This is a genomic window from Thermostilla marina, from assembly GCF_054657455.1.
In genome coordinates, this window is the sequence record NZ_BAAHYR010000001.1 from 3,855,995 (window position 1) to 3,876,160 (window position 20,166).

19 protein-coding genes are annotated in these 20,166 nt (G+C 59.5%); 11 read left to right on the plus strand and 8 right to left on the minus strand.

Annotation, left to right across the window (positions count from 1 at the left end; all coding sequences use genetic code 11):
- Positions 1-13: 13 nt before the first annotated feature.
- Together ACYQ2I_RS14090 and ACYQ2I_RS14095 are read right to left on the minus strand one after the other, a co-directional pair.
- Positions 14-1,015 (minus strand): polysaccharide deacetylase family protein, encoded by a 1,002-nt coding sequence (locus ACYQ2I_RS14090; protein WP_460167659.1) that lies wholly within the window; start codon positions 1,013-1,015, stop codon positions 14-16.
- Between the two features lie 18 nt (positions 1,016-1,033).
- Complete coding sequence (locus ACYQ2I_RS14095; RefSeq protein ID WP_460167660.1) at positions 1,034-2,272, minus strand: GNAT family N-acetyltransferase; 1,239 nt, start codon at positions 2,270-2,272, stop codon at positions 1,034-1,036.
- Between the two features lie 357 nt (positions 2,273-2,629).
- On the opposite strand from ACYQ2I_RS14095, the gene ACYQ2I_RS14100 reads away from it, so the two are divergent.
- The 6 genes from ACYQ2I_RS14100 to ACYQ2I_RS14125 all read left to right on the plus strand — a co-directional run bounded on the left by ACYQ2I_RS14100 (position 2,630) and on the right by ACYQ2I_RS14125 (position 9,589).
- Positions 2,630-4,453, plus strand: coding sequence for a GumC family protein (locus tag ACYQ2I_RS14100; RefSeq protein ID WP_460167661.1), 1,824 nt, complete (start codon positions 2,630-2,632; stop codon positions 4,451-4,453).
- Between the two features lie 61 nt (positions 4,454-4,514).
- Positions 4,515-5,879 (plus strand): O-antigen ligase family protein, encoded by a 1,365-nt coding sequence (locus ACYQ2I_RS14105; protein ID WP_460167662.1) that lies wholly within the window; start codon positions 4,515-4,517, stop codon positions 5,877-5,879.
- A gap of 212 nt (positions 5,880-6,091) precedes the next feature.
- A complete protein-coding gene (locus tag ACYQ2I_RS14110; protein ID WP_460167663.1) occupies positions 6,092-6,706 on the plus strand; it encodes a lysophospholipid acyltransferase family protein in 615 nt (204 codons plus the stop codon).
- A gap of 63 nt (positions 6,707-6,769) precedes the next feature.
- Positions 6,770-7,717: a phosphatidate cytidylyltransferase gene (locus tag ACYQ2I_RS14115; RefSeq protein WP_460167664.1), complete on the plus strand. Its 948-nt coding sequence runs from the start codon at positions 6,770-6,772 to the stop codon at positions 7,715-7,717.
- Between the two features lie 60 nt (positions 7,718-7,777).
- Complete coding sequence (locus ACYQ2I_RS14120) at positions 7,778-8,266, plus strand: GNAT family N-acetyltransferase (protein WP_460167665.1); 489 nt, start codon at positions 7,778-7,780, stop codon at positions 8,264-8,266.
- A gap of 225 nt (positions 8,267-8,491) precedes the next feature.
- The gene (locus ACYQ2I_RS14125) at positions 8,492-9,589 is read left to right on the plus strand and encodes a hypothetical protein (RefSeq protein ID WP_460167666.1); all 1,098 of its coding nucleotides are present in this window, start codon (positions 8,492-8,494) and stop codon (positions 9,587-9,589) included.
- 113 nt (positions 9,590-9,702) lie between these two features.
- On the opposite strand, the gene ACYQ2I_RS14130 is transcribed toward ACYQ2I_RS14125, so the two are convergent.
- The 5 genes from ACYQ2I_RS14130 to ACYQ2I_RS14150 all read right to left on the minus strand — a co-directional run bounded on the left by ACYQ2I_RS14130 (position 9,703) and on the right by ACYQ2I_RS14150 (position 13,630).
- Positions 9,703-10,839, minus strand: a complete 1,137-nt coding sequence (locus ACYQ2I_RS14130; protein WP_460167667.1) for a hypothetical protein — start codon at positions 10,837-10,839, stop codon at positions 9,703-9,705.
- A complete protein-coding gene (locus ACYQ2I_RS14135; RefSeq protein WP_460167668.1) occupies positions 10,836-12,227 on the minus strand; it encodes a cytochrome ubiquinol oxidase subunit I in 1,392 nt (463 codons plus the stop codon). The genes ACYQ2I_RS14130 and ACYQ2I_RS14135 overlap by 4 nt, the downstream gene beginning before the upstream one ends.
- Before the next feature lie 391 nt (positions 12,228-12,618).
- A complete protein-coding gene (locus ACYQ2I_RS14140) occupies positions 12,619-12,837 on the minus strand; it encodes a YgaP family membrane protein (protein ID WP_460167669.1) in 219 nt (72 codons plus the stop codon).
- A gap of 182 nt (positions 12,838-13,019) precedes the next feature.
- Positions 13,020-13,253: a hypothetical protein gene (locus tag ACYQ2I_RS14145; RefSeq protein ID WP_460167670.1), complete on the minus strand. Its 234-nt coding sequence runs from the start codon at positions 13,251-13,253 to the stop codon at positions 13,020-13,022.
- A 134-nt stretch (positions 13,254-13,387) separates the two neighbouring features.
- Positions 13,388-13,630 carry an anti-sigma factor family protein gene (locus ACYQ2I_RS14150; protein WP_460167671.1) on the minus strand — a complete coding sequence of 81 codons (243 nt, stop codon included), beginning with the start codon at positions 13,628-13,630 and terminating at the stop codon, positions 13,388-13,390.
- Positions 13,631-13,974: 344 nt separating this feature from the next.
- Here ACYQ2I_RS14150 and ACYQ2I_RS14155 point away from each other — a divergent pair, with 344 nt between their 5' ends.
- From ACYQ2I_RS14155 to ACYQ2I_RS14165, 3 genes are all read left to right on the plus strand, one after another.
- A complete protein-coding gene (locus ACYQ2I_RS14155; RefSeq protein WP_460167672.1) occupies positions 13,975-14,679 on the plus strand; it encodes a PH domain-containing protein in 705 nt (234 codons plus the stop codon).
- 218 nt (positions 14,680-14,897) lie between these two features.
- Complete coding sequence (locus ACYQ2I_RS14160; RefSeq protein WP_460167673.1) at positions 14,898-16,079, plus strand: aldo/keto reductase; 1,182 nt, start codon at positions 14,898-14,900, stop codon at positions 16,077-16,079.
- 59 nt (positions 16,080-16,138) lie between these two features.
- Complete coding sequence (locus ACYQ2I_RS14165) at positions 16,139-16,717, plus strand: hypothetical protein (protein ID WP_460167674.1); 579 nt, start codon at positions 16,139-16,141, stop codon at positions 16,715-16,717.
- A gap of 85 nt (positions 16,718-16,802) precedes the next feature.
- Here ACYQ2I_RS14165 and ACYQ2I_RS14170 read toward each other — a convergent pair whose 3' ends face one another.
- Positions 16,803-18,176 carry a dipeptidase gene (locus ACYQ2I_RS14170; RefSeq protein ID WP_460167675.1) on the minus strand — a complete coding sequence of 458 codons (1,374 nt, stop codon included), beginning with the start codon at positions 18,174-18,176 and terminating at the stop codon, positions 16,803-16,805.
- 184 nt (positions 18,177-18,360) lie between these two features.
- Between ACYQ2I_RS14170 and ACYQ2I_RS14175 the strand changes: the two genes are divergently transcribed.
- The gene (locus ACYQ2I_RS14175; protein WP_460167676.1) at positions 18,361-18,741 is read left to right on the plus strand and encodes an ATP-dependent Clp protease adaptor ClpS; all 381 of its coding nucleotides are present in this window, start codon (positions 18,361-18,363) and stop codon (positions 18,739-18,741) included.
- Between the two features lie 72 nt (positions 18,742-18,813).
- A complete protein-coding gene (gene mtaB / locus ACYQ2I_RS14180) occupies positions 18,814-20,130 on the plus strand; it encodes a tRNA (N(6)-L-threonylcarbamoyladenosine(37)-C(2))-methylthiotransferase MtaB (protein WP_460167677.1) in 1,317 nt (438 codons plus the stop codon).
- Positions 20,131-20,166: the final 36 nt, after the last annotated feature.

The window sequence follows — 20,166 nt, forward strand, 5'->3', positions numbered from 1 at the left end:
GCCACGGATTCGGTCATGTCACACCGTCGGCCGCCTCTTCCAAACACTTGGCTTCTTCGAGCGATTCGCTTCGCCCCGGATCGGCTTCCTCCGGCGTCGGCTCGTCGCAGGGTCTTCGATACGGTGTGTCGCACGCAGCACACAAAGGCGCGGGGACGGGTAGCGCGTATTCATAACGGGGCACGCGCAGCAACCGCGGATCGATCGTTGCGCGATGGATCAGCCGAAGCAGGCTTTCGTCACCGTGAAACCGCTGAATATTGAAAGGATCATCGCCGGGCAGGTTGTAGCCGCCGTACGCCGTGCACACGGCCTGATAGCCGGCTTCTTCGGCCAAGGCGAACGCACGCTTGGAAAGATTTTCGTGACATCCGAACGGAAACGCGAAGTAACGAACTTCACGACCGAGCAGATCTTCCAATGCCCGCTTCGAATCGACCAGCTCGTGCCGAATTCGATGCGGATCGAACAAGTGCCCGAAATCGGCATGCGTCCAGGCGTGTGAACCGATTTCGATTCCCGACGCGGCCATCGCCCGAATCTCGTCGATCGTGTTCGGCGCGGCCGGTTCACCGTAGGGCAAATCGTGGGCGAACGGCTTTCCGCTGCGAATGTTCTCGACGGTTACAAAATATGTAACGGGGATTTCCTCTTCCAAGATCACCGGCAGGGCATTGCGAAAGTTGTCGGCGTAACCGTCGTCGAACGTCACCACCGCCAGCGTGCGGGTGTTCTTTCCCGAAACCAATACACGATGCGCCTCAGACAACGGAACCACACGACACAGTCGCTTGAGGAGGCGGATTTGGCGGCGAAACGCCTGCGACGAAGTCGACCACGGTGTCCGTCGATCGTCGGCAATCCGGTGATAGAAAAAGACGACCACGGGTGCCATGTGTTTGGCGGCCAGCCACCAACGCACGCTCACCCGCACGGGGATGCTCACCCCGAGATAACCTGCCAATGCCGCGGCGCGGCACCGTTCCGTCCAACGTTTTCGATTGGCCAACGTCACGTGATTCCCCGCTTGCAATCAATGTTGGGCAACGGGCATCCACCGCCGCAAGGTCGCCTTCGCAAACCGTTTGCTCCGTTTACCCAATTGCCACAATTCCAAGTTCATTCGCGGCCGCAATCGGGGAGGTACGATGCGATACTCGACAGTCGGACACGGCACGGCCCCTAAGTCGGCCTTGTAACGCTCATCCCCGCGCAAGAAGTCGAACACACGTGCGCCGTGCTCGACGGCGCGGCGAATCGTCAACAGGTTCGCGAGATGGCCGGGAGAGACGTCCAGTCGATCGGGATCGATCCCGGCCTGATAGGCGTAGACGATGCCGGCCCCTTGAAGTTGGTAATCGACGGCGACGGGTACTCCGTCGTATTCGACCCAGTGGAGCCCGAGCATGCCTTTTCGCAGCAAGTCCGGCATCGCATCGAGGTGAAATCGCCGGAAGCGTTCCGAGGCAAAACACCCCGGTTCTCCAAGCGATTGTCGGCGTCGCTGATGCAAATCGATCAAAATATCGCAACCGCGTCGAAGCATTTCCAAAGAAGAAACACTGTGCAATACGGCATGTCCTGATTCGACGTGATCGCGCAGACGGCGCCGCGCATTGCGACGCTGATTTCTCGACAGCCGCTTAAGGTAGTCTTCGAAGCTTTTGTCGAGGAGGATCCGCCACAAATTCGGCCCCGGCTCTTGTGAAACACGGCATCCGTATTCACGCAAGGCGTCGACGAACAACGTGACCTGGACGTTGTCCTGAATGACGCCGGTCAGCTCAAGCATGTCCCACGGCAACGGTTTATCGAGGACACGGGCGTGCCCGTCGCCGTCCGCATCGTCGCCGTCGGCGCCGAAACGCAATGTCGCATTTCGCGGATAGACGGGCTTGTCTTCGCGATCGTGTGCCGTCGGAGCTTCTTCGCCCATCAACCACGCGGCCAAGACTTCGGCAGCCGTGATTTCCATGCCCGGCTCGCAGAGCAATCCCAGATGGTCGCTGCACACTTCGCCGGTCCCCAAGAATCGAATCACGGTGCCCCACAGCGGATCCCGTTCCCGGTACCAAGGCGCAATCGCGATCGGCCATCCGCCGGAATCGAACACGACAACGACAAACAACTCGCGAACGGGCTGATCGCCGTATGCGTTCCACCAATGACGACACCAGGTCCACGACCGAAACGGAATGCCGCGGGCAAGTTGATCCCAAAAGCCGGCAAGTGCGGCCGCTTTTTCGATGTTCCGGTAGGCAACGACGTGCATATTCCGATGCGACCTCCTAAGCAACGATTGATTCCAACGTCCGTCGGCCTGCGGAGACTTGGTTCGGACATTTCCTCTGCGCGGTGTGCAGACTCCCCGCAAACTTCGCTCATTAAGACGGGACACGCAAATCGCCTCGTCGTTCGGCGGTCGATTTGCCGACGGTTCTTCGAAACGGCTATGTCGAGAATCGGGGTCGGACCGATTATGCCGAATCGCCAAGATCAATAAGCTTTGCATTCACGGGCTTCTTGACGTCCGACGACCGCGCGAAGGCGTATATTCCCGCAGGAGAGCGGCGCCGGTGCGCGCCTGCCGAATTTCTTCGAACCGCCATGAGGAGCGGAAAGGTCCGACATGACGAACCTCGACTACCGTCCCGAAACCACGACTTCCGCCGACGCCTACGAATCGCAGCCGACCGCATCATCTCCCGGATGGTTCACGTTGGCCTGCCGATATCCGGCACGTTGGGCGCTGCCGGCTGTCGTCATCGCGGTCGCGGCCGTGGCCTTCGCCGTTCTCAAACCGCAGGTTTGGGAGGCCCGTCAAGCGTTCGTCGTGCGAACCGAAGGAGTCGCGCAACTGAAAGATCATTCATTCGCCGACGAAGCCGAAATTCGAAAGGCCGTTCAAGAAACGGCCCTGGAACTGCTCCGCAGCCGTCCCCTGTTGGAAACGGCCCTGAAAACGGTCGGTCCGCCCGCAGGTAAGCGACCGAGCAAGGGCTATCCCGACCGTCAGACGATCGCCGACCTGCGAGAAGCGGTGCGTATCCTTCCGCCTGCGGGCGCCGAATTCGGCGAAACCGATATCTTCTACCTGACGGTCCGAGACGAGAATCCCAAACGGGCAAGGGCCTTGGCCGAACGACTGGCCGGTTTATTGGTCGAGCGGTTTCACGAACTCAAACGCGAACAAACATCGAAAGCGGTAGCCGAACTCGAAAACGCCGTCGAACTCGCGCGAGCCGATCTGGCCGCGTCGGTCGAAGCCGTAGGAGCGTTGGAAACCTCGGTCGGCGCCGATCTGGCCGAGCTTCGCATGTTGGAAGAGAACCAGTCGGGGGAAAGTGCGCTGCGACGAAATTTGGCCGAAGTGCAGGCCTCGCTGCGTCAAACGACCGCCCGATTGCAGTCGACCGAAAGCCTGCTGGAACTGCTTCGCGAGGTGAAAGCCGATCCAAAACGAATTCTTGCCACGCCGAACACCTTGCTGGAATCGCAACCTGCGCTGCGACGTCTCAAAGACGGGCTCATCGACGCCGAGCTGCGACTGGCCTCGCTGCGAGGGAATATGTCCGACGAACATCCGACGGTCATTTCCGCGAAGCTGGCCAAAGAAGAAATTCAAGCGAAACTCTTCCAGGAGCTCGATTCCGCCGTCGAGGGCCTCGAAGCCGAGCAATCCCTCTTGCAGGAGCAAGCCGCCGCCTATTCCCGCCAGTTGCACGAATGCGAACAACGCCTGGCGAGACTCGCGGAACTACGCACCCGGTACTCGTCGTTATTGGCCGAACAACGCCGCCGAGAAGCCGTGTTGCAACGTGCCGAAAGCGAACTTTCGGAAGCCCGGCTGCAACTTGCCGGCAACTCAGGAGGCCCGCTGCTGGCGGTAGACAAGGCTGAGACTTCCGACAAGCCGGTCGGCCCGTCTCGGGCGGTCATCGCAGCCGCCGGCGTGGCCGCCGGATTATTGTTTGGGTTTGCCGTCTTCGTATGGACGGTTCCGCTGCCGATCGCACCTACCGCCGGTTCGGCCGCCTACGGAATCCCGGTTTCACCGGCATATTGGACACCGACGATCGACCGGCAGACGCCGTTTTCCCCGACACCTGTGAAGGAAGCCGGCGCGTCCTCTCCTGCGACACCAGACGACGGCAAAACGACGGCTGAAAACGCGCACTTCCCATCAGCCGCGACGGAACCGGCCTCGCCGATTTCTATCGAACTTCCGGTGGACCGTCCGACGGAAACCGGATCGGCACCTCGCGACGGCAACACGACTGTTGCCGAGGGCGTTGCCGAGGCTTCACCGAATTCGGAGCCGACAGCCCCGCAAGTCGTCGAAGCCGCGCAGAATGAGGCATTCGACCCGGTCGCAGGCGACGGAAAGCCCCTAACATTGAAGAACGCGCTTCTGCGCCTTCAGATGATGACAAACGAAATCACGACGCCGTAACGCGTCACCCAGCGGTTTTTCCGCTCGCCGCATTACCTGGATCACTCCGGTTCCACTTGCCATGGCCGCACCGATCGACTTCGCCGACCGCCCCGTCGAATGTGCCGCGACTTCTTCGATCGTCGCAAATTTGACGGGCGAGCGCCGCGTGTGGACGCAAGCAACCGGTGCCGTTTTCGTCCTGCTGCTGGGAACGGTTTTCGGGGCATTCTGGTGGAAAATCGAGACGTCGCCCGTTCCGTGCACGGTCGACCGAATCGCCTGGGCTTTCTTGATGGGTATCGTCGCCGTCGGCCAAGGGCGAGCGTTATGGTTCGGCGGCGTGTGTTTCTTGCGACGCCTTCGCGCAGCAGACGCGGTACTGATTGCATTTCTCCTCGTGTTGTTCCTCTCGGCGGCAACGCAACCGACCGACACGCGGATGGACGCTTTTGCCCGGTGGCTGTTCTTCTACGCCTTTCCGGCCGGACTCTACTGGGCGGCGGGCTCCGGCAAGATCACGCCGGAAGCCAAGAAGTGGATCAACCGCGCGAGCGTCGGTTTCGGCGTATACCTCGGCATCACGGCCCTCTTCGAGGTCAGCGGCCTTTCAACACTCGTTTTCCCGCGATACATTGCATCGAGCCTTTACGAAGAGTTCCTCGGCCGCGCGCGAGGCCCGTTGCTCAATCCCGTCGGAAACGGATTGTTCCTGACTTGGGCAGGTTTAACCGCCTGGTCGATGCGACGGCGCGAGCGGACCGTTCGTGAACTCCTCCTGTGGGCGGCGATGGGTATCATTGCCGTCGGACTTGCCGCCACGCTGACACGCAGTGTATGGCTGGCTGTTGCAATCATCGCGGCCGTCTGGTTCGCCGTCGAGGGCAAGCGACGCGGTCGCGCGATCCTCGCCGCAGCCGGTTGCCTCGCCGTGATCCTGATCGCTCTGGGATTCCACAAGTCGCTGATGTCGTTCAAGCGGGATCGAAATTTGAGCGCCGCCGACGTCGCCAAGTCGGTTGAATTGCGGCCCGTTCTGGCCTGGATGGCCTTTCGCGTGTTCGCCGACCACCCGCTGACGGGCGTAGGACTCGCTCGCTACGACGTCGCCAAGTTCGATTACCTCGGCGACCGGAACAGTCCCTATCCCCCCGCGATGGCCAAGCCGTATACGCAGCACAACGTTTTCCTGTCGGTGCTGGCCGAAACGGGGGTTATCGGGCTGGGGTTGTTCGTGCTGTTCTTGGCACTCTGTACGCGGGAAGCGTGGCACACCTGGAAAAACGGGGCGGCGTCGCCGTCGCTTCGTGCCTCGAGCTTCGTCGTCTGGGGACTCGTTCTCGCCTACGTAATCAACGGTATGTTCCACGACGTCGGCATCATCCCGCAGGTAAATGCCCTGCTGCTGACGGTTCTCGGATGCCGCCGGGGTCTATCCGCCGCATGAGGGCGTAACGGCCTGAAAGCTCCCCGTCGTTCGACCGGCCCCTGCGACGAACATGCCGCGACACCAAACACCCACGCTCGTCGGCGTGCGGGTCTGTTCCAATCAAAACGAGTAGGCTACGATAGTAGTCGATCGAAACTTATCCCGTTTGCGGCGGGGGCGTCTAACCCCGGTGGTGTCATTCGCTCACCCCTTGTCGGAAGCAGCTCCGCATGATTCCCAGTATCCTGCGCACGATATTGGTACTCATCGCCAGGCTGCTCAGCGGCGCGACTGTTCGATGGGTCGATTGCCAGCCCGACACATGCCAACGGATCTATTTTGCCAATCACACCAGCCACTTGGACGCCGTGGCAATTTGGGCATCTTTGCCGCCCAGCGTGCGGGCGGTGACGCGGCCGGTCGCTGCGAAAGACTATTGGACCGCCGGACCGATTCGTCGCTATCTTTCGGCCAAGGTGTTCAATGCGCTGCTCATCGACCGTAAAGACATCAAGGTCAAGCAGAACCCGTTGCGCCTGATGCTGGAGGAGATCGGCGATACGTATTCACTGATCGTCTTTCCCGAAGGGGGACGCAGCGACGGAACGGACGTCGGCGAATTCAAAAGCGGCCTGTATCACCTGGCGAAGCGACGCCCGGACCTGGAATTGATCCCGATCTACATCGACAATATGTATCGGATTTTGCCGCGGGGCGAGGTATTTCCCGTTCCTTTGCTCAGCCGCGTCACGTTCGGACCGCCCATTTGGCTGGAAAAGGGAGAAACCAAGGAGCACTTCCTGCGGCGCGCTCGGGAAGCCGTGGTGCGTTTGCGGGATCTTTGATCACCCTTGGCAATGCTGCACACCGTTGTTTCAGGATCGACGCCACACTGAGGATGTTGCCTCATGGATGCCGTGACCTGGGGATTGATGGGAGGCGTTCTCGCCCTGCTGATCGTGGCCACCACGGTGGTCCGGATCGCCAGACGGCGCATCGATGAAGGCTTGAATCCCGCGATCGTCGAAACGTTTTGGAGTCGCGTTCGAGCGTGGTGGTTGCTGTTCGCCGGTTTGGCCGGAGCGCTCTTGTTGGGAAAAACGGCGACCATCGTTCTCTTCGGTGTCGTATCGTTCTGGGCACTGCGGGAATTCATCACCCTCACCCCGACTCGCCCCAGCGATCACCGTGCGCTTTTTTGGGTCTTTTTTTTGTGCACGCCGGTGCAGTATGTCTTCGTCGGATTCGGCTGGTATCACTTGTACGCGGTCGTGATTCCGGTGTTTGCCTTGACCTTGATGCCCGCCCGCATCGCCCTGTCGAACGATCCGAAGCGATTCCTCGAACGAAGCGCCAAGATTCAATCGGGATTGCTGATTTGCGTGTACTTTTTAAGCTTCGCCGCGGCGCTGCTTACCTTGGGCGGCGAGGATGCCTGGGGCCGAAACACACGATTGCTCTTCTTCTTTGTGCTGCTCACGCAACTTAGCGATGCCCTACAGTTTGCCTGGTCGCACCTGCCCACTAAGCACGTGATCGCCCCCAACATCAACAACTCGCGCACCTGGGAGGGCGTGCTCGGCGGGTGTGCCAGCGTCACATTGTTGGGCGCGTTATTGACGCCGGTTACGCCTTTCGAGTCGGTTTGGATCACCGCGGGCATGTCGTTGGTCATTGCCGTGATGGGGTTTGCCGGTGCGATGACCATGTCGGCGATCAAACGCGACCGGGGCGTGCGCGACTACGGAACCTTGGTGGAAGGTCACGGCGGGTTGCTTGATCGAATCGACTCGGTTTGCTTTGCCGCCCCCGTCTTCTTCCACTTGGTTCAGTGGTATCTTCAATACGTGCAATGATCGCCCGCTGGGGCGGCTGCGGTGGCTCCTATTCCGTCGACTCTTTCGTCACGACGCGCGATGACCACGATCTATTATCTCGAGATCACCGACCCGGTCCGGCTGAACTCAAAGGAATGCCCTCCGGGCCCCTATCGTGTCGACGAATGTATTCCCAAGCTCTGGCCGCTCAACCGCTTCATGTACCGATTGGTCGGTGATCGCTGGCAGTGGTTCGACAAGCTTTCGTGGAGCGACGACGATTGGCAACGTTACGTCGACGACCCCTCGCTACGAACGTGGATGCTCTACCACCGCGGAACCCCTGCCGGATACTACGAACTGCGGCGAACCGACGAAACCTCCACTGAGATTGCCTATTTTGGCTTAGTCCCGCAGTTTATCGGCAAAGGATTAGGGGGTTATCTGTTGACACATGCCATTCGGACGGCCTTCGAAGCCGGTGCCCGGCGGGTTTGGGTGCATACCTGCAGCAAAGACCATCCGCAAGCACTGGCGAACTATCAGGCACGCGGAATGACCATCTTCAAGACTGAAGAAAACGCCTGATCCGCCCACCCTCTCTGCCCTCCTGTCTTTCCTAACCTTCCAGCCGCAGATTGGTCTGGAGCTGTCGAGCAAAGATTGCTAAGCTTCGCACCCCTACCGAGCGCACGGAGCGGCCGGTAGGGACTTTTCGGCAATCGCCGCCGGTCGGGCGGCAACCTATCTCTTCCCGACGCGGCAGTCGTCGACCGAAGGAATCCACGTGGTCTCCGGTAGGAGAATCGAGTCATGCGAGCGAACCTCTTCATCCGAAACTTGCTGTTCTGTGCGGTCGTATTTGCCGTGGGCTGGACGGCCGAGTCGGCTTTCGCTTGGAACCGCCTGTTCACCTTCGATCGGGTCGAGGCCGATCCGAACAAAGAGTATTTATTGACCGAAGAAAACGGTCCCTGGATGATTTTGGCGTGTTCTTTTTCCGGTCCGAACGCCGAGAAAGATGCCCACGAACTCGTCCTCGAGCTGAGAAAGCGGTACAAGCTCAAGGCCTACATGTATCGAAAGACCTTCAAATTCGACGCGGGGGACAATACGGTCCGACCGGTCAAATACCAAATCGGCGACGAGTTGACCGAATACGCCGTGCTGGTCGGCGATTTTACCGCCATTGACGATCCCGAGGCTCAAGAGACGCTCAAGAAGATCAAGTATTTCCGTCCTCAGTGCCTCGAGCTGACGGAAGGCAAATCGACCTCGCGAAATTTCGCAGCGCTACGTTACATCCAACAAACGCTGCTTTCCGACGACAACGAGAAAAAGACGAAAGGCCCGATGGGCCACGCCTTCATGACGACCAACCCCTTGTTGCCGAAGGAGTATTTCCGTCCCAACGGGCTGGATGAGTTCCTCGTCAAACTGAACGACGGCTACGAGTACAACCTGCTCAACTGTCCCGGAAAGTACAGCGTCATGGTGGCGCACTTCACCGGCGACGTCGTTTGGGACCAAAAGAAGATACGCGACATCCAAGAAGGACTCGCCTCGACCAAGGGCACATTGGCCGAGGCAGCGATGAAAGCACACCAACTGACCGTCGCCTTGCGGGAAAAAGGCTACGAGGCCTGGGAATTTCACGACCGGCACGCGAGCCTGGTGACCATCGGCAGCTTTGACAAAATCGGAACCCAACGCCCGGACGGCACGGTCGATCTCGATCCGCGCATTCACAAGATCATGAAGACCTTTGCCGCCGAGCCCGGCTCCTCGGTCCCCGGCATGCCGACGATCGGCTACATTCCCAAACGATTGTTGGGCATTCCGTTCGACATCCAACCGATGCCCATCGAGGTTCCCAAGCGGTCTTTCGCCGCCGACTACGTTCGGCAATAGGCCGGACTGCCGTTATCTCCCCCAATAATACACGCGGGACGGAAACCGATTCCGGTCGTTTCCGTCCCGCTTTCTTGCAACCATGCGATCGCCGGGGAGTGCGCGGCCCCCCGTCATGCCTGTTCTTCTACCGGCCCCGAGGCCGCCGTGAGCACTTGACGCAGCAACCAACCGACGACACAAGCCCCGAACACGAACGCGGCGAGAAAGGCGATCAAGGGGCTCCATTGAACGGCCGTCTGTTGCTTCCAAACCTCGGCCAACGGGGCGATCTCGAAGTTTTGTACGATCTGGCGAGCAATGCCGTTGGAAGCCAACGCGACGACCTGTGCTCCGAACACGGCCAAGGCGCCGGTCGGGTCGGCCGGTTTGCCCTTCCGCAGAGTCAACACGGCTACAGGCAGAATCGGCGTCACGGCAGCCAGAATCGTAAAGACGATCCAAGGCGCCGACCACATGGCCGAAGCGATCTCTTTCGACCACGTTCCGAAGACGTACCAGCTACCGGCCAGAGCAAACCACACGAAACCCACTGTTGCGAGCTTCATTGCAAAACCCGGTGCCCATTTACGGTATGCCTCGTCGTCTTTGGCTGCGAAAATGCCCGCATCCACCATCGTCCAGGCACCGGTGGTGATCAGTGCCAGACCGAACATCAACAGCCACCGTGCCCAGGTTTGCGGATTCGCCAGGAAGTGCGCCGTCCCCGTCGCAGCCCCGCCGACCTCGTGGCTCAACCAAAGCGATTTCCAGCTACCGGGCGAAGCCATCAATGACCAACCGTTGGCGAACAAAACGCCGATGATCACAAACAGCAGTGCAGCGATCCATCCCGCGGCCCGTTGCCAGGCCTTCGGGCCGTGTTCGCTTCGCACACCGAAGGCGTAGGCATACACGCCGTAATAGGCCGGAATCAACAGGGCAATGATCGCCATCCAAAACCACGCGGTCAGCACCGTCGCCGGATAGAACGCCCAAGGATACGCCACCTGGATGAACAGCAACGGCACGATTCCGAAATTGACGCCGAAGGCGATGAGCACCGGCATCGTGGAGACAAGACGTTTCCCCCACTGAACGGCCGGTGTATCGTCTTTCCGTCCTGTGACGAACGCCGCCAGCAACAAGCCGGCAAACCAAAGATGCATGGGCACCAAGTGCAAGACGAACCCCAGCACCTTGAAAAACTGCACGAACCAAAACGGTGCCGGCATACCCGGCAAGGTGTTCACGTCGAGAGTCTCGATCACGGGGTAGCCTCCAATTCCTCGAGCTGCGGAAACATGCCTTTGGGGCGTTCCGGAGCGATGGTTTCCAGGTAGTCGACCAGCAGTTTTGCTTCCTCCTGAGTTCCCGACCAAGGCGGCATGAAGTAATGCGACTCGTGGAGATGCAAGATCATCGACTCGAGCATCTCGGGGGGCCGTGAGAACAACAGCGGCCCCGCAGCCGAGTAGCCTTCCTTGGCAGCGTGGCAGTTGTTGCAGTGATACTGGAAGATAACCTGCCCGACGGCAACGCGGTCCTCTTGCGGCAACTCCAAGAGCTTGGCTTCGTCGATCTTCCCGTCGACCACAGCGTGAGGATACTTCTCGGCAATGTACGCCCGAGTCCAGCGACCGCCTTCCAAGTATCCCGACTCACGAAGCCCGGCAACTTCCTCCTGGAGCACTTGGTTTCCCAACACGACGTTGTACACGATGTACGGTTTGCGGACGGCCTCACGAATGAATTCGCCCGTACTGAAGGCCGCCATCCCGAAGATGAACAGCGTCACGGCGAAGCCCGGCGACAACCACCCGGGATTGCGGTAAGGCCCGATGTACAACAAGAAGAAGACGGCCACCGTCAACGCGAAAATCAGGGCGGTGAAAACGTTCAGAACCGCCGCCGCCTGGAGCGCCAGACGTGCCGACTCGGGCATGAATACGTACCACCCGATCCCGCCGACGGTGATCAGAACCGCCCCTAACAAAGCCGGCCGCGCCGATCGTTTCGCAATCAAATCACGCAAGCCCGCATCCTTGATCGTCAACGACGCGTGCAAATACACGTACAGCGAAGTCAGCAGCAACGCCCCGCCTGTCCGCGAAATCGTTTGCGGAATGAACTGCGGGTTCAACAGCCCGTGCCAAAAGTTGTGCGTTTCCAACCACTTACCGGGGTTCAACATGAAACCGGTAATGCCGGTGATCAAAACCAGGCTGATCCACGCTGCCGAAGCATACACCCAGGCCACTTGAACGTGCGTTTTCGGCTTCAGTTTGCCCCAGTAGTAGTAGAAGATGAACGCTGCCGACAGTTCGATCACGAAGAAAACCCATTCGATAGCCCATCCGAACACGAAGTTGCGGATAAGGACCTCGGTTGCCAGCGGTGAGGCCAAGCCGATCGTCCACCAAATCCCGACGCCGCTGATCGCCCCGAAAACGACCGTCAGCAAAATGAAAAACGGGGCATGCCGTTTCAGGTAGGCCAAATACTCTTTGTTCCCCTCGCGATACGCATAATTCGTCTCGACGGCGAAGAAAAATCCGCCGCCAACAGCGTAGTGCGACACGAGAACGTGAAGCACCGCCACTAAGGCAATGACCATGGGGCCGGTCATGCCCGGCACATACCACCACGGGTAATGCATGTTCGGTCGACTCCTTGTTGTTGAGACGTTGCAGAAGCGCCCACAGCGCGACCTTTGCTTACCTTTTAGTCCCACAAAACTCGAACACTATTGTAACGCCTCGGGCAAACAAAGACCGGCACCTAGGGGGCAATGCCCCCACTATGTTGGGAGGCTGTGACAACCTCCCCTTACGGACCACTGTCTTCCCGAACGCGAAGTTCGCTTCCTTGTTGGCGACATTCGCGCGAAGCGTTCACAGCACGCTTTCCTCTTTGGTTGTCGGCCGCACATTTTCGTCGCCAAAAGCAAAAAAGGGCATCCCGGTTCTACCGGAACGCCCTCGCAGGAGAGCACCTGACGAAGGATCGGACGCGGAGCCTGTCGTCCTAACCCATTCTCTTTACAGATGTTATGAAACCGGGGCAGCCTCGCGGGAACAGCATGCGGGAAGCCCCAACTTCTGGAGCATCCAGACCGCGGGACACCAATTCGTAAATGCCGATTGCAGCAAATTGAGCCCCGCAAAACCGGTCAGCAGCAGCCAGTACGGACTATGCACGGCCGCAAGCACGCTGCCGGTCAGCACAACGATACCGGCCATCAACCGCAAACCACGTTCGATTGTCATCGTTTTGTTCCTCGTCGTTCGATCCACCATTTACGCCGGTCGGCGTCTTCTTCCAATAACAGCCGCCTTTTTGGCGACACCAACCCCACTCGATCGGGTGAAAATCCTATAATCCTTGACGTCCATCGAGTTCGACTGGACACTTTTTGCCGAGCGGCACTATTCCATGAGAAAGCGAGGCTTCAAACGTCGGCGACCTCCTGCGATTTGGCGTCCGCTGGAGCCGGGGCGGCCGCCTCCGAGGCCTCCGTCTCTCCCGAGCGGGCCGGACCGCGATCCTCGATCGAGCACGATGTGGTCGAGCAGCACCCGCCGCTCATGCAGGTAGGAATGCCGAGCGCCGGTAAAATCCACCGATTCAGGGCGTACCAAAGCCCGATCACGACAAGAATCAACAGAAGATCTTGGTACGGCATGGTTGCCTCGTTTTTTCTCCAGCAGGGAAGTGAAAGATATCAGCATATTTGCCAGTTAAATCTGACAGCACAAGCCGATCAACCGAGCTGAAACCAACCGTTGGGAACTCAGCCGCTGAACCGCCTGCCTGATCTCAGACGGGAAACTTTTCCCGAAACTTGGCCTTCAAGCACTCGCACAAGCGCTTGTGAAACTCCGGCGGCAGTTCGTAGACCTCGCCGGCCTTGTACAGGGTGATCGTCTTGCGGATGTTGTCGACCACCACCTGGCACGGATTGCATCCCTTGAGATGCTCCTCCAGCTCTTCACACATCGACGGATCGAGTTCGCCGTCGATGAAGTCGTTCAACGCCTTGAGGATTTCTTCACATTTCATCGCTGGAGTGTTCCCGTTGTCCGGTGGAGCCGACACTCATTACGACGCGGCAACCATCCTTCACGTTACAACAAACCGCCGAATCTCTCAACAAACCCATCCCCTCTATCAAGGGATCCGAGGGACGACACGCTGTTTTGCTGTCCCGGAACAGGGAACCATAAACCGCGACCGCAACAAGATATCGGATCGACGTGCGAATTAGTCTCGAAGAAACATCCGGCGTCTTGCGGTTCCGGGGGGGACTTGAGGCACCGATATAGTGACCCCAACGCACAAGGAATGTACAATGACCGCGGCGCGAACCATCACAATCGGGCACAAGCACGAAAGGACGACACGCGATGAAATGCGAAAAGTGCGGTAACGAGGTCGATCCCGCAACCGGCTTTTGTGAACACTGCATGTCGATGGTCGCCGGAGCCGACTCGCCGCCGACCGATGCGGCCGGAGACGCTCCCGCATCGCAGGGCGAACGCAACGAATCGTCGAACGTCGGGCAGGCCACGGCGCAACAAACGCCCACGCAACCCAAAGCCCCTTCTCGAAGTGATCCCGATGTCGAGTTGTGGACCGGCCGGTATTCGTCCAAGGCAATGACCGGCACGTGGATCTTGTTGGGCCTGCTGACCCTCGCGTTCATCGTGGCGGGCTTTTGGATGATTCAAAAGGAATGGATTCCCGGAACGTTCATTACTTGGGTCATCCTACTGGCCGTTCCGTTGCTACTTTGGATCTATTTCGGATGCGTCTATCTGTGGCGACGTTGGACGATTCGCTATCGATTGACCACATATCGCTTCTACAGTGAAAAAGGCCTGTTTCGCCATACGGTCGATACGCTCGAAGTCATCGACATCAACGACATGAAGCTTTCCCGCACGCTTTGGGATCGAATCTTGGGCATCGGCACGATCATTCTCATGTCGAACGACGCTTCGGACCCGGAACTGCACGTCGTCGGAATCGACAATCCCAAAGAAGCCTTCGAGAAGATCGACACGGCGCGACGCGAAGAACACATTCGGCGCGGTCTCAAGTTGCAATAGCGCGGGCCGACCGGAGATTTACCCGCAACGACGACTTCGATTTCCTCGGCGAAGACCGGCTTTCGGCAGCTTCGCCGTTTTTCATTTCTTGTCGGCCGTTTTTCTTGTTTGCTGCGTGATCGGTCGGTACTATGGATGCCGTCGTCATCATGGTCCCGGTGTCGGTTGATTCCGCGCCGTTCGGACGGCGTTTCCTCGCACGCACAGGAGGCCGAACCATGCCGCATTCGCCCCACGACGATGTCCCTCGGTACTCGCCGCAGGCGCCGAGTGGTCCCGGCAGATCCGGGGAACTATCACGCCGTGAATTCGTGAAACAAACCACTGCGACCGCAGCAGCAATCGCAGCAGGTGTCGCGGCCTGGAACGGGTCGGGAACGAAGATCGTTCGCGCAGGAAATCCCGAAGGTACCGACACTCGCGGCATCCTCAATTACAACCCCGACATGGAATATCGCCGTTGCGGCAAGACGAACCTGCTCGTCTCCGCCGTGTGCCTGGGCGGACACTGGAAGCGAGTCGTCAACGTGATCGGGGGCACGGAACCGGCCGGCTGGATGACGATGGACATCGACGGCGACGCATTCCAGAAGAACCGCGCCGAGGTCGTCTCGCGCTGCATCGACCGCGGCATCAACTACGTCGATGCGTGCTGTCGCGAAGAAATTCTGGCCTACAGCCGCGCGCTTCGCGGTCGGCGCGACAAGATGTACTTCGGTTATTCGTGGCATATCCGCGAAAGCCGTTTTCCTGAGTGGCGATCCGCGGCCAAGCTCAAGGAAGGCCTGGATGCCGGAATGCGCGAAGCCGGACTCGACTACGTCGATCTGTGGCGGATCAGCCTGTTGGTGGACAGCCACCAACACACGACCGCCGAAATCGACGCCGTCATCGAAGCGCTCGATTGGGCGAAGAAGACCGGTCGTGCCCGCTTCGGCGGTGTTTCGTCGCACGATCGCCCCCATCTCAAATGGATTCTCGACAATTACGGCGAACACATCGACGTGATTCTCACGCCCTATACGGCGAAGACCACGATGGTAACCGACGAAAGCGGCCTTTGGGCGGCGATCAAGAAGCACGACGTCGGCTGGTTCGGCATCAAGCCGTTTGCGAGCAATTCGGTATTCAAAGGGGACAGCTCGCCGGACAGTCCCTTCTTCGAAGAGGACAATCGGATCGCCCGGCTGACACTACGGTACATCTTGTGTAATCCCGCGATCACGGCGCCGATTCCCGGCTTGATCACCCCGCAACAGGTCGACAACGCCGCCCTGGCGGTCAAAGAACGCCGCGTGCTCGATCTCCAAGAGCAAGCCGACCTTCGCGAAGCAGTCGATCGGGCCTGGGCCGCGCTTCCTCCCAATTACGCCTGGCTGCGACAGTGGGAATACGTGTAAAAGCCCCAGGACGACGCCTCTTTCGCACCGACTGTCTCAAACCGATGAGGTTGCCGCTGATGAATCCTCGCCAGATGCGCACCGGCTTTTACTTTATCGCATCCCTGGCAATCCTCCTCTTGTGGTGTTCGACGATCGGCATTCGGAACGACGCAGCGGAAGCCGATCCCTTACCGCCGCTGGAAGTCTCACCCGACGCGCCGCGTCTGGCGATTCCGTCGGAAGGAACCGGCGACAAACCGCAGGCCGACAACAGCCCTTGTTTCGTGTGCCACGCCAACTTTGCCGAAGAGCCGTTGGCCGTCCGACATGCCCGCGAAAACGTCGGGTGCGTCGATTGCCACGGCCAGAGCTTTGCGCATCGTAACGACGAAAACAACACGACACCGCCCGATGTGATGTACGCAAGAAACCACATCGACGAGGCGTGCGGTGATTGTCACGAAACGCACGACGTGCCCGCCCGCGCGATCGTGAACACGTATCTGAAGCGAGGTCTTCGAGGCACGCCTGCCGACAAACTCGTGTGCACCGATTGCCACGGACGACACCGCCTGGCCCATCGCACGGTGCGCTGGGACAAGACCACGCGTAAGTTGTTGCCGCGACCGGACGCATCGACGCCCACCGAGCCTTGACCGGTTCGCCGCCCGCATCGCGGTACGCGCCGCCTCACCGCGTCCTGTTCGGCAACAGGGGTGTTGCAGGCCGCCTTGCCGGAATTCACGTTTTCGCGCGTGCGGCAATCTCGCGCCACAGAAATCCGGAAGCCATGATCGCCTTGTGGTAATCGTCGAGCCGGAATTTCTCGTTCGGCGCGTGCGCGTTGTCGTCGTCCTGGGCCCATCCCAGTAACAGGACATCGACACCCAACCGTTGCTGGAATCGCGCAACGATCGGAATGGAGCCGCCTTCACGGGTGTAGACCGGTGCCTTACCGAACGCCCGCTCGATGGCGGCCGAAGCCGCTTTCAGGCCCGGACTGTCCATCGACACCAACACGCCGGGCGAACCGTGCAGGTCCAACAGTTCCATCGTCACTCCCGGGGGACATCGCCGTTGCAGGTGTTCCTTCACGAGCGAATAGACTCGGTCGGGTTGCTGATTGGGCACGAGTCGAAAACTGAACTTTGCGACAGCCGTGTTGGGGATGACCGTCTTGGCGCCCTCGCCCTGGTAACCCGAATCGAGGCCGTTGACGTCGTAACTGGGCCGCGCCCAACGGCGTTCCAAGATCGTGTATCCTTTTTCGCCCGTCGCGCCGTTCACCTCGAGCTCGGCAAAATACGCCTGTTCGTCGAACGGCAACGAAGCGAACTGCTCGCGTTCCTTGTCGCTCAGCGGAACGACATCGTCATAGAACCCCGGTACGGCCACGGAACCATCCGGGTTTCGCATCGAGGCGAGCATTTCGACCAACACGTTCGCCGGGTTCGTCACACCGCCGCCGAATGTACCGGAATGCAAGTCCCGCTTTGCGCCTCGCAGCCGTAGTTCAAAGTAGGCGATGCCCCGCAAACCGCAAGTAATGGCCGGTTGCCCCGGGCCGAACTGGGCACTGTCGCTGACTACCACATAATCGCACGCCAGCTCGGCGGCATGTTCATCCAGATATTTTTCCAGCAAATGGCTACCGATCTCCTCCTCGCCTTCGACGACGAAGATCACATTGACCGGCAAATCCCCCTCGGTTTCCAACATGCTGCGGACACTGAGCATGTGTGTCAGGATTTGCCCCTTGTTGTCGCACGCGCCGCGCGCGTAGACCGCGCCGTCGCGCACCTGCGGCTCGAAGGGCGGACTGGCCCACAACTCCAACGGTTCGGGTGGTTGGACGTCGTAATGGCCGTACACCAACACTGTGGGGCGATCGTCTTTTTTGGGGCTGCGGGCAACCACGATCGGATGCCCTTCACCGCGCACGATCTCCACCGAAAAACCGATCTCGTCGAAAAACGTGCGCAGCCACGCAGCCGCCGCCTCCATGTCGCTTGCGTGTTCCGAGGCGGCACTGACGCTCGGAATCTTCAGAAAATCGATCAACACGGCATCGAACCGATCGTGCGAACCGGCAACGTACTCCTCGAAAGTGGGCATGTCGGAAACCTCATCCGCGGAATCAAAAACGCCCCTGGGGGCATGAGCAATCGTGAATTCCGGAATATAACAATATAATGGCGCTGTGGGTGAGGAACCATCGTCGGAAAATGATGTGCGTACGTGTCGTCATTCGTGCCGACCGTGCAGCCCCTTTCGCAGTGTGAAAGAGGTCGATTGAACGATGAGCGACGAAGCGGCCGCCGGCGGACAATCGCAAGGGCTCGAGTCGATCGTCGTGCGCCCCAAGCGTAGAAAACGCAAAAAAAAGAAAAACGACGCCGACCGTAAGCCCATTCCGCGTTATCACGTGGTCCTTTGGAACGACGATGATCACACGTTCGAATACGTGATCCGAATGCTCAAGGATCTGTTCGGCCACCCCGAACCGCTCGGCTTCGTGATGGCCCAAACGGTACATCTTTCCGGGCGATGTATTGTGCTCACGACCACGAAAGAACACGCCGAACTGAAGCGGGATCAGATCCACGCATACGGCCCGGATCCTAACGTCGCCGATTGTGCCGGGTCGATGTGGGCCTCGATCGAACCGGCCGACGATTGACGCTTGTCGCATAATTGCGAACACAAACTTGCAATTGTGGCTTCTTCGCCTTCTCGTTTATCCGAACGCAACATGCCCGTACTGAAAACCATCACGCTCGGTTGCAAAGTCAACCAGTACGAAACGGAATACCTGCGCGAAGGTCTCGCGCTGTTGGGCTATCGGACCGCCGTGGACGGCGAACCGGCCGACTTGTGCATCATCAACACATGCACGGTCACAAAGATGGCCGACGCCGATTGCCGCAAGTTGATCCGTCGCATGGCCCGCGAAAACCCCGGAGCCGAAATCGTCGTCACCGGTTGTTACGCAACGCGTGAGCCGGACGAAATCCTGGCCATGCCCGGCGTCACCGAGGTCATCCCCGACAAACGGCGTCTGCCCGAATTCTTGGAACGGCGAGGCCTGCTCCATCCGCCGCGAGGCGTTTCCGGGTTCGAAAAACGGCACCGCGCCTACGTGAAAATCCAAGACGGCTGCATCATGCCGTGCACTTACTGCATCATCCCGCAAGTCCGGCCGAACCTGGAAAGCCGCCCCCTCGAGGACATCGCGGCCGAAATCCGGCGTCTGGCCGAGGCGGGCTACCGCGAAGTCGTCGTGACCGGCGTTCACCTCGGGCTGTACGGCAAGGAGCCGGGCCCTGCCAAAGGGAAGAACCTGTGCGACGTTCTGTCCACGATCCTCGAGGCCTCGGATCGCGTCCGCGTGCGGTTTTCGAGTCTGCAAGTCGAACAGGTCGAGGAGCCCCTTCTGCGGTTGATGGCCGGTGCTCGTCGGCGTGTGTGCCCGCACCTCCATATTCCGTTGCAAAGCGGTTCGACCGCCGTACTCGACCGGATGAAGCGTCACTACGATCGCGAAACCTTTCTCGAACGCTGCCGGATGGCGATGGACATTTTGGATCGACCGGCGATCACGACGGACATCATCGTCGGTTTTCCCGGTGAGACAGAGGAAGACTTCCGGCAAACATGCGAGGTCGTCTCGGAAGTCGGGTTTGCAAAGTGTCACATCTTCCGTTTCAGTGCTCGCGAGGGCACGCCTGCCGCAGAAATGACCGACACGGTCCCCGGCGACGTCCAACGCCGACGATCGGCCGAGTTGCACGAACTCGCCGCCGAATGTCGTCGGCGGTTTCTCGAATCGCAAATCGGTCGGACCACACAGGTCTTACTGGAAGACGAAAAGATCGGCCCGCCGCGCACCTTACTCGGCATGGCCGATCGGTACGTGCCCGTCGCGATCGAAGACCCCACGGCGCAACCGGGTGCATTGGTCGAGGTGTCCGTTACCGGAGTTCGGGACGATGGTCTTGTCGGCACTCTCGCCGCCGAACCCCCTCTTCAGGAGGGCAGCTCTGAGACGGTCGCTGCAAGAAATGTCTAAAACCGATCTGGAATCGATCGCACACGATCGCTACAC